Here is a 14,843-nt window from a genome sequence, read left to right as displayed (position 1 = left end):
GAGCAGGACACTTTTCTTGAAAGCAATTCAATTGTTGATTTCGTCGTTTGGTGCCGCGGGTGCGACTTTTTTACTTCAAGTCATACTGAGCAGAACCTTGGATGCCGCGAGCTTCGGCCTTATATCCTTTTCCAATGCAATCACGATAACGCTGGGAGCATTGGCGTTCAGTGGCATAAATAGTTTGTTGTTGAGGCGTGTCAGCCGGTCTCCAACGGAATATACCGGATACATGCAAGTTGCTTATGTTTGCCTTTTGCTCAATACGCTGGGTGCCTTTGTTGTCAGCACAATGCTGTTGTACGGAGCGGGAATACATCTTTTGGAGTCGGTTTTACTGGCGACGGGTGTTGTCGCACTATCTTCTCAGGCGATTGTAATCACTCAAGGACAACTCAAGAGCAATCCTCTACGAATTTCGTTTGGCCAAGTGGTGTTGCCGCTTTCAAGGATATTCGGGGTTGTGGCAATTTTTTATTTTATGGTCCCAAGCTTTACGATGGCCTCAATCGCCTTGGGTGCAGCTAATATAATTTGTCTAGTACTGTGTATAACCTTCATAACGCGGCACGGGAAGAAAGCAGGTTTAAAGATTCGGGATTTTTTGAAGGACTCCTTTAAATACTCGTTGAATGGCGCCTTGAATATTGCTCAGTTGCAAATTCCTATTTCCTTATTAGGTGTTATATATGGCTCTACCTATTCTGGTTATCTGGCGATTTGCAATACGTTGCTCACGGCATTGTATATAGCTCCTAATACCGTATTTAACACCTATCTGATAAAAAAGTACCATTCCCTTTCAATGGCGGAAAAGGGTCTCCCTGTAAAGCATTCGTTGTATTCATTTGCAGTGGGAGTAATTTTTGCGGGAGGCTTAAGTTTTTACTCCAGTGAGCTTGTTCAACTGTTATTTGGTGCTGAATATGATTATGCGGCTCAGGTGTTGCAAATAGCAGCTTTGTCTATTCCCTTCCGATTTTTTGCAACACCTTTTGGCGCTGCATTATTGAGCGAAGAGTGGGTAAGTAAAAAAATACTGGTCGCCAGTGCCGGGATGGCGTTGCAGGTTGGTTTGTTTGTTTTACTAATGCCGTTTGAAGCAAAAGGTATTGGTTTAAGTATTTTGGCTAGTGAGTTCTTCATAGCTGTTTCGTACTATATTCTTTATAGAAAGAGCGTGCATTTATGAATGTTTCTATTATCGGGTATTATGGGGATAACTTTGGTGATCTTCTGATGCTGAAGTCGCTCTTATCTTTGAAAAAACCAGGTTTGGTATTTACCGTATTGACTTACGGGGATGCCCGGTCACTCCGGAAACAAAGCTTTATTAGCGATAATGCTGTGAGTGTGGTAGAGCTTAATAAGGATAACGCTAGAGTAGCCTACAAGAACGTAATAAGCAGTTCCGCAATAATTTGGGGTGGCGGAACTTGCTTTATGGATGAGGGCGGAACCGGTGGAATAAAGTACATGGCGCTGGGTCGTCTGTTCGGTGCGCGTATTATCTACGCAGGTATTGGTGTGGATAATCATAAAAAAATAAAAACCCGGTTAATCTTGCTTCTCGCAACTTTAATAGCCAAAGCACTTTATATTAGAGATTCTGCTTCTTTGCAGGCTATTAAAAAAATTAATCCCTGGATGCGACCTGGAAAAATAAAACAGTCTGTGGATCTTGCATATGCGCTCGATACCGGTGGAATAAAAGACGCAGATGACTTGGGTGGCGATGAGTACATCGTCGTGTGTTTGCGCGATCTTGATGGGTATGGTGAGCAATCAAGTAGCGATATATACAGGCAGTTGTTAGATGTTTCGATCAAAGTATGCAAAGCGTTGGATGTTAATAAGATCGGCATATTGAATGCTGATGCAGAGGTTGATACAAGCGTATCGTTGTATGCAGAGCGTGAATTGGAAAATTGCGGGTTTTCAGTATTTAAAGTTATGGGCAGTGATATTGATCGATCAATAGATTGTATAAAGAAAGCCCGGCATGTAGTCAGCGCTCGATTGCATCCTGCGGTGCTCGCCTATTCAGTAGGTACACCTTTCTCTTTGTACAATTACTCAGACAAAAACAAAAAATTTACCGCTGAAACGAACACCGATGAGTGTTTGATTCACCGGGGCGCGATAAATAGTTTTGTGCCTCAGTACAACGGCTGGTCTATAGGTGAAAAAAACACACATAAAGAACTGGCGATATCGACTGTTAACGAAATATATCAGTTTTTAAGTTTAACTGAATAAAGGATTTTTTCATGGATCGCTTAAATTATTTTATCATTGAACCGGTAGGAGGGCACGGTGGAATGAATTATTATAATACCGGTCTCGGGCAAGGGCTGGTTCTAAACAATACTTGTGTGCATCTCTACACTTGCCCTGAGTCGCAGGAGCAAAGTTCAAACAATTTTACGATCAATAAGTTTTTTAAAGGTGTGTACGGAAAGTCAAATAAGGTGATCCGGCTGGCCAGATTTGTCGTGGCGCTGACAAGATCCATTATTGATATAAAGAAAAAAGGCGGAAGAGTTTGCCATCTGCATTTTTTTCAGTATTCACTTCTCGAATTGATAACGTGCAATTTATTGCGGTTTAGTGGCATTAAAATAGTCGCGACGGTTCATGATGTTGAGTCATTTTCGGGGGCATCTCTAACCAGAACCCACACCTCTATATTGCGAGCGCCGGAGGAATTTATCGTTCATAACGAGTTTTCTCGGCAAGAGTTACGCTCGGTGATCTCAGCGCAAGGGATTGATAAAAAAATCGCGATTATCCCTCACGGTAACTATCTTCCCTTCGTTAAACGACGGGATAACTTATTGTCTCGTCAGCACCTATCATTGCCAGTTGATAAAAAACTCATACTTTTCTTTGGTCAGATAAAAAAGGTCAAGGGGCTGGATGTTCTTTTAAATGCGATGGAGATTGTCTCGGCACTCGAACCTGATGCCGTATTGCTAATCGCGGGCAAGGTCTGGAAGGATTCTTTTCATCATTATGAAGAGTTGATTAAATCAAAAAATATATCGAATGTGGTCATACCGCATATTCGCTATATCAATGATGAAGATGTCGACTTTTATTATTCTTCTGCCGATGTAGTTGTTCTGCCTTATAAGAAAATCTATCAAAGTGGCGTGCTACTGATGGCAATGTCGTATGGCTGTATTACGGTGTCGTCACGTTTGCCAGCTATGATCGAGGTCGTGGATGAAAACAAAAACGGCTTTTTGTTTGAAACGGATAACCCGCGTGATTTGGCCAAGCAAATATTAGCAGCGCTAGGCTCAAATGTTGCAGAGCATATTTCGCAGAACGCTCGTGCTGCGATGATAGAAAAACATGATTGGAAGCGCGTAGCGCGTTTGCACATAAAGGTATTTGAAACTTATGAATAGGCATTTGTTGATTCTAGGGATAAGAGGTATTCCGGCCCAACATGGCGGCTTCGAGACATTTGCCGAGAAATTGGCGGTCTATCTAAAAGAGAAGGGCTGGAGAATCACTGTTTACTGCCAGGAAGGCGGCAGTGGTGCAATAACAGAAACCGAATGGCAAGGTATTCGTCGTGTTCATATACCTGTTTCCAGAGAGGGCGCACTAGGCACTGTTATCTTTGATTTCAAGGCAGTACGCCACGCACTTCGTGAGAAAGGTCTGTTTTTGACATTGGGTTACAACACTGCCATTTTTAATCTTCTGCAACGGGCCAAAGGCCAGACCAATATAATCAATATGGACGGCATCGAATGGCGTAGAGAAAAGTGGGGGCCGATTGCCAAGACTTGGTTCTGGATGAATGAGCGATTGGGGTGCTGGATAGGCAATCATCTCGTCGCCGACCATCCGAAAATAAAAGATCACCTCGCCACACGTGTCAGTGCCGATAAGATCACCATGATTCCCTATGGCGGTGATGAAGTGAAGTCGGCGTCAGTCGAAGTATTGGCCGGTTTTTCTTTAGAACCTAAAAATTTTTCCATTATTATTGCAAGGCCAGAACCAGAGAATTCTTTTTTTGAGATGGTCGATGCATTTAGCTCTTCTGTCAGGAATCATAAACTTGTGGTGCTCGGGAACTTTACGCCAAGCACGAATGAATATCATAAGAAGGTGATGGACGCAGCAAGTGATGAGGTGATATTTCCAGGTGCTATCTACGATGCAAGCATCGTCCAGGCACTTAGATATTTCAGTTGTTTCTATCTCCATGGTCATCGTGTTGGCGGAACTAACCCATCGTTGGTTGAAGCGCTTGGCGCTGGCTGCGCGATTATCGCTCACGATAATCCCTTTAACCGTTGGGTCGTGGGTGAGGGCGCAGCTTACTTTTCGGATAAGCAGTCTCTTTCGCATCTACTGGATGAACTACTGGTGGACGAAGAAAGAATTGCGGATATGAAGGAAGTAGGTGCCGCGAGGTTTGTTGAGCGTTTCAAGTGGGAAAAAGTGTTGAGCGCGTATGAGCAACTTTTCATTGAATGGCGACCTTCATAAGTCATCCATCACTTCGATCTAAACCAGTTTTTTACTTTTTGATGAGGTGCTAAATGATTCCGGTTATTTTATCTGGAGGCTCTGGTTCGCGCCTATGGCCACTTTCGCGACAACTGAACCCCAAACAATTCCTGTCGTTAATAGATACCAATCTCTCTTTACTTCAGGCCACGATTCAGAGACTTGATGGCTTGGAGATACAGGCCCCTAGGCTCATCTGTAACGAAGAGCATCGGTTTCTGGCCGCTGAACAGTTGCGAAAGCTGGGTATGGAGAGTGCAAATATCCTACTTGAGCCCGTAGGCCGTAATACGGCGCCAGCGGTTGCTCTGGCCGCACTGCAAGCAACGGTCGAAGGTCAGGATCCGATGCTGCTGGTTTTGCCGGCGGATCACACAATTAAAGATATCGATGCTTTCCAGGAGGCCATCAAGGTCGCTCTTGCGCTGGCAATGGAAGGGAAGCTAGTAACCTTCGCGATAGTGCCCACCTATCCCGAAACGGGGTATGGCTATATTGAGAAGGGTGACGAAATTGGCGGCGGTTTCAGAGTGAACCGTTTTGTCGAGAAACCCGACCTGACAACAGCTCAAGAATATGTACTCACGAACAATTTTTTCTGGAACAGCGGCATGTTCCTGTTTCGCGCAAGCCGTTATCTGGAAGAGTTGCAAAAGTTCCGGCCTGACATTTTATCTGCTTGTATTGAGGCCTTGGGGAATGGTTCGCAGGATTTGAATTTTACTCGGGTTGACCGGGCTTTGTTTTCTGCATGCCCCGAGGACTCTATCGATTACGCCGTAATGGAAAAAACCGCCGATGCGGTGATGGTCCCAATGAATGCCGGATGGAGTGACATTGGCTCTTGGTCTGCGCTCGCCGATGCTTTTGCAAAAGATGCTAACGGTAACGTGCTCAAGGGGGACGTCTTCGCCGAGAACACGTCCAATACCTATGTTCACGCCAATAGCCGTTTGGTCGCGACTATCGGCGTCGAAGGGTTGGTCATCGTTGAAACCAACGACGCCATTCTGGTTGCTCGCAAGGATCAAGTACAAGACGTTAAGAAAGTAGTAGAACGGCTCAAGTTATCCGATCGCCACGAATACTCGAACCACAGAGAAGTTTATCGTCCGTGGGGCATGTATGACTCGATAGATAAAGGCACTCGCTATCAAGTGAAACGTATCACGGTTCAACCGGGGGCGAAGTTGTCTGTGCAGATGCATCACCACCGCGCCGAGCACTGGATCGTCGTGAGCGGTACGGCCAAGGTGACCAACGGTGAGCAGACTTATCTGGTTTCCGAGAATCAGTCGACTTACATCCCTATCGGTCAAGTGCATGCCCTCGAGAACCCGGGTGTCATTCCCCTTGAACTGATTGAAGTCCAGTCGGGCTCCTACTTGGGCGAGAACGATATCGTACGGTTTGAAGACAAATACGGCAGGGCATGAACTACAACCCCCGATGGGTTAGCCAATAGCGGGGGCGGGTTACCGATTCTATCTTTATCTCGTCGTCAGGATCTCCACTCATGTTTAAAAAAATCCTAGTCACCGGTGGTTCCGGTTTCATTGGATCAGCAGTGGTACGCCACCTGATAAATGAAACCACCTGTACGGTCGCGAACGTCGACAAGCTGACGTACGCGGGTAATTCCGATTCCTTGTCCAGCATTGCCGAGTCGCCGCGCTATCACTTCTTCGAGGTCGATATCTGCGACGCTCAGGCGCTGGATCAAGTATTCGCGACGTTTCAACCGGATGCGGTGATGCATCTGGCTGCGGAGTCCCATGTCGATCGTTCTATCGACGGTCCCGCGGATTTTATCCAGACCAATATTGTCGGAACCTATACCTTGCTTGAGGCGGCCCGACGTTATTGGAACGGCCTGGCAGAAGAGGCTAAACAGGTTTTTCGCTTCCACCATATCTCTACGGACGAGGTGTATGGAGACCTGGAGGGCACCGATAGTCTGTTCAGCGAAACCACGCCTTATGCGCCAAGTTCGCCCTATTCGGCGTCCAAAGCCAGTTCGGATCACCTGGTTCGAGCCTGGCAACGCACTTATGGTCTACCGGTGCTGGTGACCAATTGCTCGAATAATTACGGCCCTTATCACTTCCCCGAGAAGTTGATTCCCCACGTGATTCTGAATGCCATCCATGGGCGGCCTCTTCCGGTCTATGGCGACGGCTTGCAAATTCGCGACTGGTTGTTTGTAGAAGATCATGCGCGCGCCTTATGCGAGGTCGTGTGCCGAGGCAAGGTAGGCGAAACCTACAACATCGGCGGCCATAACGAGAAAACCAATCTTGAGGTCGTGGAAACCTTGTGTGATTTGCTCGAAGAGTTGGCGCCCAACAAGCCAGTGGGTGTCGATCGTTATCGCGAGCTGATTACCTTCGTCAAGGATCGGCCGGGACATGATCTTCGTTACGCCATTGATGCGGGCAAGATCGAGCGCGAACTCGGTTGGCGACCGCAGGAAACCTTTGAGAGCGGTATACGCAAAACGGTTCAGTGGTACCTGGATAATCAAGAGTGGTGGCAGCGCGTCCTTAACGGTGAGTACCGCCCGGAGCGTCTTGGCCATATCGGTTGAACCATTCAAACCCTGCCTCTATTCAACTCTGAAGGGAATCCTCATATGAAAGGCATCATTTTGGCGGGCGGCTCCGGCACTCGCTTGCATCCCATTACTCGTGGTGTATCCAAACAGCTGCTGCCGGTCTACGACAAGCCGATGATTTATTATCCGCTGTCGGTATTAATGCTGGCGGGCATACGCGAGATATTGATTATCTCCACGCCGCAGGACTTGCCCAACTTCCAGAACCTGTTGGGTGATGGCTCTTCTTTCGGCATTGAACTCAGTTATGCCGAACAATCTTCTCCCGATGGTCTGGCCCAGGCCTTCCTGATCGGCGAGGATTTTATCGGCGACAGTAATGTGGCGCTGATTCTGGGCGACAACATCTTCTACGGTTATGGCTTCAGCGCCTTGTTGCGCGAAGCGTCACAACGACAGACCGGTGCCACCGTTTTCGGTTATCGAGTCAGTGATCCGGAGCGTTTTGGTGTTGTCGAGTTCGACGATAACGGCAAGGCGATCTCGATCGAAGAGAAGCCAAAACATCCAAAGTCCGACCATGCTGTCACCGGCTTGTATTTCTACGATAAAGACGTTGTGAGCATTGCAAAGCAAGTCAAACCTTCGATCCGCGGCGAGCTCGAAATCACTGACGTGAACAACGCGTATCTGCAGCGCGGGGATTTGCACGTCAGTGTGTTGGGACGTGGTTTTGCCTGGCTGGACACCGGGACCCATGATTCGTTGATGGAGGCCGGGCATTTCGTCCAAACCATCGAAGCGCGTCAGGGTTTGAAAGTGGCCTGTCTGGAGGAGGTGGCGTACCACCAGGGTTGGTTGTCGGCCGCGGAACTCGATAAACAAGCCACCGCGTTACACAAAACCGGTTACGGTCAGTATCTGGCACGGGTGCTGAATACGGAGCCCGCAAAATGAATGTCATCAATACCCGGTTGCCCGGTGTACTGATCATCGAGCCTAAAATCTTCGGCGATGATCGCGGGTTCTTTCTCGAGAGTTATCACCAGCAGCGTTATCGCGATGCCGGCATCGAGTTGCCTTTCGTCCAGGACAATCACTCGCGCTCGCAATATGGCGTGTTGCGTGGTTTGCACTTCCAAAAGACCCGGCCCCAGGGCAAGTTGGTGCGGGTTACCCAAGGTGCAGTGTACGACGTAGTTGTGGACATCAATCCCCAATCACCCACCTGTGGTGAGCATGTAGGCGTCAAGTTGACCGCCGACAACCATCTTCAACTATGGGTGCCGCCGGGTTATGCCCACGGTTTCTGTGTGCTCAGTGATACCGCGGATTTTCAATACAAATGCACCGACCTGTATTATCCCGAGGACGAGGGTGGTCTGCTCTGGAATGACCCGGAACTGGACATCGCCTGGCCGTTGGATTCGCCTTTACTCTCGGAAAAAGACTTACGCAACCCGCGCTTGCGCGCGGTGTTGAGTGGGGAATGACGGATTAATGATGGTCTATAGTTAATATTAACTATTTATGACTATTGTATTGTGCCTTGGATAATCAAACACATAGAACTTTGCGGGATGGGGGATTCGGGAAAATCCTGACTAATAATAACAGTCGGTATGAGGCGCGAGTTGTTCAAGATCGCGAATTTGTGTCGAAAATGTCTTATTGGGTAGTAAACGTCTTGAAAAATCTCATTTTCGTCAAAGCGTCCAGCTCCTGTGCAAGCGCTTTGCGGATGAGGTGACGAAGCTCGGCATATGGCATGCAATGCCTATAAATGACATCCTCCAAAGGAGGCAATGTGCATGAACTGTCTCGTTCGATACGGGTATCAGTTCTATTCACCTGCTGTTCATTCCCGGTCCTAGTATCCAATCTAATGCATAGTTGATGTCGAGAAGGAGTCTGATATGAAGAAACTACTTACGGCCGGCTTGCTGGCTGTCATGAGTACCGCGGCTTTGGCAGCGGATGAACCAGCGAGCAAGACGGTGAGCGAAAGCGAGCCCCTGTCGTTGGACACACCGCTGGTCGGGGGTGTAACCGTCGCCGAAACTATGCTGGTCGGCGCGGCTATTCTCGGCGCTGCAGTGGCCGCCTCAAACTCCGGTGGCAGTTCCAATGGCGGTACTTCGGGAACGGGTGGCACCACCGGTACGGGTGGTACGACTGGTACCAACTAATACCCCGCGTAGTGTGTTGTACAAGATCACTCAGAACTTTCTGGGTGATCTTGTTTTAGACTTGCCCTCGACTAGCGTAGTGCCATTATGATCCGTAGGTTTTCTGTTGTTATGCTGGCAAGTATCAGCTTGTCCGGCTGTATGTTTTCGCCTGGTCAACACATGGACACCAGTCAAATGGTGAGTGACGGTTCTCCCGAAAGTAGCCGGGTGGAGCTTATTCCCATCACCCCTAAATTGATTGCCATGGACGCCGCGACCAAAGTTCGCGAATCGGTTCCCTCTGCGTTGTTGTCTTATGCGCCAGGCGGTTATCGGGTGGGCGCCAATGACCTGTTGTTTATTACGGTCTGGGATCACCCGGAGTTGACGGCACCTTCCGGTCCGCAACAGCAACTCGATGCCAACGGTCGCCTGGTGCGCCCGGACGGCACGCTGTTTTATCCCTATATCGGCAATATTCCGGCCGCCGGTAAAACCATCGAAGAGTTGCGGGCGTTTATCGCCGAACGCTTGTCGCAATTTGTCGAAAGCCCGCAGGTTGACGTCAGCGTACTGCGCTTCGCCAGCCAGACCGTGGTGGTTTCCGGTGCGGTGATCAAAGCCGGCCAGCAACCGATCACCACTAACCCATTGAGCGTAGTGGAGGCTATTGGCGCGGCCGGGGTGGACCCGACGAATGCAGACCTGTCAGGCCTGACGCTGACCCGCGACGGACGCGAGTACAAGCTGGATCTGGACACTCTCAATCGCCAGGATTCGCAACTGCAAGGTGTCTACCTCAAGGGCGGCGATCGGCTGTACCTGCCTTATAACGATCTCAAGCGGATCTATGTCATGGGTGAGGTCAATCAACCTCGCGCGCTGAGCTTCAAGAGCAAATCGATCAACCTGACCGATGCCTTGGGCACTGTGGGTGGCTTGAACCAGACCACCTCCAATGGCAACGCGGTGTACGTGATTCGCGGTGCGGACAACCTGGAAACCGAGCCGGCCAAGGTATTCCAGCTCGATGCAGAATCGCCTTCCGCTTTGGTGCTGGCCACCCGTTTCGACTTGCAACCGCAAGACATCGTCTATGTCGGCCCGGCCGGCGTGACGCGCTGGAACCGTCTGATCACTCAGCTTCTGCCTACCGCCAGTGTCCTGGGGACCGGTGCCAGCTCGGTTAACGACCTCAGCGAAGCCAACAGCAGATAAGGCTCTATCCCGCCGTGAAAATTTTGCCTACCTGTGCCTGTCTGTCGATGGCGCTCTTGCTATGCGGGTGTAACCCGTTGATGAAGGCCTCTTGGGACACTCTGGAATCCTCCATCACAGGACCTGCCTCCATCAACCTGACCCGCGCTCAGGTCGACGCCGTGCCTTATCCGCAGATCCTGGTCACCACCATCTCCAGCGAGGGGGTGATGGCCATGGCCCGTCGGCGCGGCGACCTGCAGTTCTGGGTTGCTTCCGGCAAGCAGGTGCTGATGATGCGCGACGGTCTGGTGGTACGCACCGTCGGGCTGGGCGTGTCTCTGGATGGCACTCGCTTTAATGATGAGTCGCCCTTCAAACGCGGTCTGCAGCAATTGCCTGACGGCTATACCAGCACGCGCTGGATTGACATCTATGACGGCAACCGCATCGGCATTGCGGTCAACAGCCGTTTCAGCCCCCATGGCATCGAAACCATCAGCATTCTGGACAAGGATTACGCCTTGCTGCGCATCGACGAGCAGGTGGATGTACCCACCCTGAATTTCCGCGCCACCAACCGCTACTGGGTCGACCCCCAGGACGGCTTCATCCTGCGCAGTGAGCAACACCTGACGCCGCAGCTGTTCCTGAAAATCGTACAGCTACGCCCCGATCGGGGGGCTGCCCGGTGAAGTGTTCGAACCTTGTGTTGCTGGGCTTGTTCTTGATGGGGCCGAGCGTGAGCCAGGCGGCCGTAACAGTCAGCGGTGATGTGCGTAGCCCTGGGCCCATCGACGTCAAACCCGGTGCACGTTTGATGGATGTCATTAAAGGTGCCCAGCCCAATGCCGAAAGTTACTGGCTGGGTGCGGCGTGGCTGCACCGCTCGTTGGAGGTTCAGCAAGCGCGTTTGAAGGCCGGCATCTTGTTTGATCTGAAGTTGTTGCAACGGGGTGCCTTGCTGGATGGCAAGCGCACGCGAGCAGATGTGAGTGCTCGCCTGTATGAGCACATCGAGCGACTGCCGGTCACCGGGCGCCAGGTTGCAGTGCTCGACCCGATCGCGGTGGAAGTGGGGTTCGCCCGCAACGCTTTGCTCGATGATGGCGACCGTCTGATCTATCCCGTGCGGCCGTCCACCGTGGAAATCCTCGGGGCAGTCGCCCAGCCCTGTCATGTGCCTTACCGCGCCATGCAAGAAGTTCATGCCTACGCCGGGCAATGCACCATCCTGGACGATGCCGAGCGCGACTATCTGTGGCTGATCCAGCCCGACGGCAAGATTCGGCGCGTGGGCGTGGCGGCATGGAATCGTGAGGAGGGCATTGTTGCGGCGCCGGGCAGCAGGATTCTGGTGCCGATCCGCAACGATGATCTAGAGGTACCGACGCCTGATCTCAATCAACAAATGGCTGAGTTTCTCGCCACCCAACCCCTGGCTGAGGTGGCCCCTTGAAGTTGCGTTTTGCTGTTGTATTGCTCCTGCCCTGTGGATTGGCTCATGGTGAACCACGCTACACCCAGAATGATTTTGGTGGTGTCGGTTTGTTGCAGACGCCTACCGCACGCATGGCTCCCGCCGGGGAGTTGAGCGCCACGGCCAGTCGTACCGACCCTTACACCCGCTATAGTTTTTCCCTGCAGCCTTTCGATTGGCTGGAGGGCTCGTTTCGTTACACCGCGATCACCAACCGCAGGTACGGCACCGAAGAATTGAGCGGCGACCAGAGCTTCAAAGACAAGGCCATTGACGTCAAGGCGCGGCTTTGGGAAGAAAGTCACTGGGCACCGCAAGTCGCCGTCGGTGCCCGGGACATTGGCGGTACCGGGCTGTTTTCCAGCGAATATTTCGTCGCCAACAAGCGTTATGGCGACCTGGATTTCAGCCTCGGCATTGCCTGGGGCTATCTGGGTAATCGGGGGGATTTCAGTAACCCGCTGGCGGTCTTCGGCAGCAAGTTCAACGACCGGCCTGAGAGCTCGGCGGCTGTCGCCAGGGCAGGGGACGTGAACACCAACGCGTATTTCCGAGGCCACCCTTCGTTGTTTGGCGGAGTGGCTTATCAAACGCCTTGGGCACCGCTGAGCCTGAAGATCGAGTATGAGGGCAACGATTACGAGAACGAGCCGCTGGACAATTCGATCAAGCAAGACCTGCCGATCAACATCGGCGTGGTCTATAAGCTCGCGGACAGTGTCGATCTGAGTGCTGGCTGGGAGCGTGGCAATACCGCGATGTTTGGCATCACCTTGCACACCAATTTTGTCAGCCGCAAGGCGCCGGTCAAGACGTATGATCCTCCCGCCGAGCCGCTGCCGGCGCAGGAACCGTCGACACCTGCCGATCAGGTCAACTGGGCCGATGTCTCCAATCGGCTGCAACAAAATGCCGGCTATAAGGTGAAACGCATCACTCAGCGTGGCTCCGAGTTGATGGTGTATGGCGAGCAGTCTCGCTATTTTTATCCGTCCAAAGCTGTCGGGCGGGCTAGCCGGATTCTTGATAACAGCGTCAATCAGGACATCGATTGGTTCACCCTGGTGAATCAGCGTTATGACATGTCCATCGAAGAAACCAGCGTGCCGCGCGAAACGTTCCGCGCGGTGGTGAACAATGACCAGCCGCTGAAGGAATTGCACCGTACGACCGAGGTCAACCCGGCGATGGCACACCGGGAAACCACGCTTTACACCCAGGCACTCGAGCCATTCACTTATGGCCTCGGCCTGGGCTACAAACAGAACATCGGCGGCCCGGATGGATTGCTTTATCAGTTCACTGCCGATGCCGACGCGGAGTACCGTTTCACCCGCAATACCTGGTGGAGCGGCTTGCTCAGCGTCAACCTGCTGAACAACTACGACAAGTTCACCTACGATGCACCGAGCGGGCTGCCGCGAGTGCGCACCGATTTGCGTCAATACATGACCACCTCCGATGTGATGATGCCGACGTTTCAGTTCAACCATGCGAAACAGCTGGATCAGGACTTGTATGGCATGGTCTACGGCGGTTATCTGGAGTCCATGTACGCTGGCGTTGGCAGCGAAGTGCTCTATCGACCTACGGGGAAACGCTGGTCGGTGGGCGCTGACCTGAACTTCGTGCGCCAGCGCGATTATGATCAGGGCTTTGGTCTGCGTGACTACGACACCGTGACGGGGCATGTCACCAGCTATACTGAGCTACCCAATGACATGCTCGCAGCAGTGAGTGTCGGGCGTTATCTGGCGAAGGACTGGGGCACCACCGTCGACCTGTCGCGGGTGTTCAAGAACGGTGTGAAGTTTGGCGCCTGGGTCACCCTGACCAGCGCCTCGAAGGAAGAGTATGGCGAGGGCAGTTTCGACAAAGGGATTTATGTTTCCATCCCGTTCGACGAACTGATGAGTACCTCTACCATGCGTCGGGCCAACATCGTCTGGGCGCCACTGACCCGCGATGGCGGTGCACGCCTGAATCGGGCCTACTCGCTGCAGACCATGACCGACGGACGTGATAGCGACCTGTTCTACAACAACTTCGAGAAAATTACCGAATGATCATGTGGCTCAAAGGCTTGGTCGAGTTGCCGTTCTGGCTTCGAGGCCTGGTCTTTGCCGCAGTGACCATGATTCTGCTGTTCGCCGGTTTGCGCCCTCAACCGATCCCGGAGCTGTTCGCCGAAGAAGACAAGCTGCATCACTGGATCGGTTTTCTGGTATTTGCGTGCAGCTGCCGCCTGGCCTTTCCCGCGGTGAAGTTTCGCTGGATCGCCGTGGGGTGCTTGCTCACCGGCGTACTCATCGAGGCTGCGCAAGATTTGATGCCGCTGCGCACGGCTTCGCCCTACGACATGCTGGCCAATACTGTCGGCGTGTTGATGGGTTTATTGATTTCAAGGTATTGGGTGCGCTGAAAGGGCGTGAAATACTTGGCCGCCTACCGGCATGCTGTCACCATTGATCTCGCTATACCCCTCCAGCAACACCTCTCCTGCCGTCCGGCACATGTCAGTCAATTAATCCCTGATGCGATCAGCAGCTGTAGCAGCTGTAGCAGCTGTAGAGCTTGCGAGGCTGCGTTCGGCTGCGCGGCAGCCGTGAATCCGGCTGACGCGGTTTGCCTGATGCACAGTAAGTTCTGGCTTGACGACGGCTTCGCCGCCGAACGCAGCCTCGCAAGCTCGGCAGCTGCTACAGGTCAACGCAGCCTTCGACAGTTGCGACAAAAAAAGAGGGCAAAGGGGTAATACCAATCAGTTAAGGACAAATCGGACCTAATGAAATGGCTACCCCCGCCTCCCCCCTGTGATCGCCCACTAAGCTTTCACCGGGGGCTCATCGGAGATCATTGCCATGAACAACGTAGCTATCGCCGCCATCGACCTAGGAAAACATAC

General features: G+C 51.8%; 14 protein-coding genes. All 14 read left to right on the top strand.

Going from position 1 to position 14,843, the window contains the following annotated elements:
* Positions 1 to 16: 16 nt before the first annotated feature.
* The gene (locus BZL43_RS14245) at positions 17 to 1,192 is read left to right on the top strand and encodes an oligosaccharide flippase family protein (RefSeq protein ID WP_095632893.1); all 1,176 of its coding nucleotides are present in this window, start codon (positions 17 to 19) and stop codon (positions 1,190 to 1,192) included.
* Positions 1,189 to 2,259: a polysaccharide pyruvyl transferase family protein gene (locus tag BZL43_RS14240; protein ID WP_095632892.1), complete on the top strand. Its 1,071-nt coding sequence runs from the start codon at positions 1,189 to 1,191 to the stop codon at positions 2,257 to 2,259. Before BZL43_RS14245 ends, BZL43_RS14240 begins: the two co-directional genes overlap by 4 nt.
* Positions 2,260 to 2,270: 11 nt before the next feature.
* Complete coding sequence (locus tag BZL43_RS14235) at positions 2,271 to 3,416, top strand: glycosyltransferase family 4 protein (protein WP_095632891.1); 1,146 nt, start codon at positions 2,271 to 2,273, stop codon at positions 3,414 to 3,416.
* On the top strand, positions 3,409 to 4,515 hold the full coding sequence (locus BZL43_RS14230) for a DUF1972 domain-containing protein (RefSeq protein WP_095632890.1): 1,107 nt from the start codon (positions 3,409 to 3,411) through the stop codon (positions 4,513 to 4,515). The genes BZL43_RS14235 and BZL43_RS14230 overlap by 8 nt, the downstream gene beginning before the upstream one ends.
* A 53-nt stretch (positions 4,516 to 4,568) precedes the next feature.
* The gene (locus BZL43_RS14225) at positions 4,569 to 5,972 is read left to right on the top strand and encodes a mannose-1-phosphate guanylyltransferase/mannose-6-phosphate isomerase (RefSeq protein WP_095632889.1); all 1,404 of its coding nucleotides are present in this window, start codon (positions 4,569 to 4,571) and stop codon (positions 5,970 to 5,972) included.
* Between the two features lie 80 nt (positions 5,973 to 6,052).
* The gene (gene rfbB, locus BZL43_RS14220; RefSeq protein WP_095632888.1) at positions 6,053 to 7,123 is read left to right on the top strand and encodes a dTDP-glucose 4,6-dehydratase; all 1,071 of its coding nucleotides are present in this window, start codon (positions 6,053 to 6,055) and stop codon (positions 7,121 to 7,123) included.
* A gap of 45 nt (positions 7,124 to 7,168) precedes the next feature.
* Positions 7,169 to 8,047, top strand: coding sequence for a glucose-1-phosphate thymidylyltransferase RfbA (gene rfbA, locus BZL43_RS14215; protein ID WP_095632887.1), 879 nt, complete (start codon positions 7,169 to 7,171; stop codon positions 8,045 to 8,047).
* Positions 8,044 to 8,583: a dTDP-4-dehydrorhamnose 3,5-epimerase gene (gene rfbC / locus BZL43_RS14210; RefSeq protein WP_095632886.1), complete on the top strand. Its 540-nt coding sequence runs from the start codon at positions 8,044 to 8,046 to the stop codon at positions 8,581 to 8,583. Before rfbA ends, rfbC begins: the two co-directional genes overlap by 4 nt.
* A gap of 423 nt (positions 8,584 to 9,006) precedes the next feature.
* Positions 9,007 to 9,279 (top strand): hypothetical protein, encoded by a 273-nt coding sequence (locus tag BZL43_RS14205; protein WP_095632885.1) that lies wholly within the window; start codon positions 9,007 to 9,009, stop codon positions 9,277 to 9,279.
* An 87-nt stretch (positions 9,280 to 9,366) separates the two neighbouring features.
* Complete coding sequence (locus BZL43_RS14200; protein ID WP_177409335.1) at positions 9,367 to 10,479, top strand: polysaccharide biosynthesis/export family protein; 1,113 nt, start codon at positions 9,367 to 9,369, stop codon at positions 10,477 to 10,479.
* Positions 10,480 to 10,493: 14 nt separating this feature from the next.
* Positions 10,494 to 11,153, top strand: a complete 660-nt coding sequence (locus BZL43_RS14195; RefSeq protein ID WP_095632884.1) for a YjbF family lipoprotein — start codon at positions 10,494 to 10,496, stop codon at positions 11,151 to 11,153.
* A complete protein-coding gene (locus BZL43_RS14190; protein WP_095632883.1) occupies positions 11,150 to 11,917 on the top strand; it encodes a capsule biosynthesis GfcC family protein in 768 nt (255 codons plus the stop codon). The genes BZL43_RS14195 and BZL43_RS14190 overlap by 4 nt, the downstream gene beginning before the upstream one ends.
* Positions 11,914 to 14,004 carry a YjbH domain-containing protein gene (locus BZL43_RS14185; protein ID WP_095632882.1) on the top strand — a complete coding sequence of 697 codons (2,091 nt, stop codon included), beginning with the start codon at positions 11,914 to 11,916 and terminating at the stop codon, positions 14,002 to 14,004. The genes BZL43_RS14190 and BZL43_RS14185 overlap by 4 nt, the downstream gene beginning before the upstream one ends.
* On the top strand, positions 14,001 to 14,360 hold the full coding sequence (locus tag BZL43_RS14180; RefSeq protein ID WP_095632881.1) for a VanZ family protein: 360 nt from the start codon (positions 14,001 to 14,003) through the stop codon (positions 14,358 to 14,360). The genes BZL43_RS14185 and BZL43_RS14180 overlap by 4 nt, the downstream gene beginning before the upstream one ends.
* The last annotated feature ends 483 nt before the right edge of the window (positions 14,361 to 14,843 follow it).

The organism is Pseudomonas sp. PICF141 (genome assembly GCF_002286815.1).
Lineage (GTDB): Bacteria > Pseudomonadota > Gammaproteobacteria > Pseudomonadales > Pseudomonadaceae > Aquipseudomonas.
This window is presented reverse-complemented; position numbering and strand designations above follow the sequence as displayed.

Coding starts and splice junctions, on each gene's coding strand:
- rfbC (WP_095632886.1), top strand. CDS start 8,044: ATGAATGTCATCAATACCCGGTTGCCCGGTGTACTGATCATCGAGCCT.
- BZL43_RS14180 (WP_095632881.1), top strand. CDS start 14,001: ATGATCATGTGGCTCAAAGGCTTGGTCGAGTTGCCGTTCTGGCTTCGA.
- BZL43_RS14235 (WP_095632891.1), top strand. CDS start 2,271: ATGGATCGCTTAAATTATTTTATCATTGAACCGGTAGGAGGGCACGGT.
- BZL43_RS14225 (WP_095632889.1), top strand. CDS start 4,569: ATGATTCCGGTTATTTTATCTGGAGGCTCTGGTTCGCGCCTATGGCCA.
- BZL43_RS14240 (WP_095632892.1), top strand. CDS start 1,189: ATGAATGTTTCTATTATCGGGTATTATGGGGATAACTTTGGTGATCTT.
- rfbA (WP_095632887.1), top strand. CDS start 7,169: ATGAAAGGCATCATTTTGGCGGGCGGCTCCGGCACTCGCTTGCATCCC.
- rfbB (WP_095632888.1), top strand. CDS start 6,053: ATGTTTAAAAAAATCCTAGTCACCGGTGGTTCCGGTTTCATTGGATCA.
- BZL43_RS14230 (WP_095632890.1), top strand. CDS start 3,409: ATGAATAGGCATTTGTTGATTCTAGGGATAAGAGGTATTCCGGCCCAA.
- BZL43_RS14205 (WP_095632885.1), top strand. CDS start 9,007: ATGAAGAAACTACTTACGGCCGGCTTGCTGGCTGTCATGAGTACCGCG.
- BZL43_RS14200 (WP_177409335.1), top strand. CDS start 9,367: ATGATCCGTAGGTTTTCTGTTGTTATGCTGGCAAGTATCAGCTTGTCC.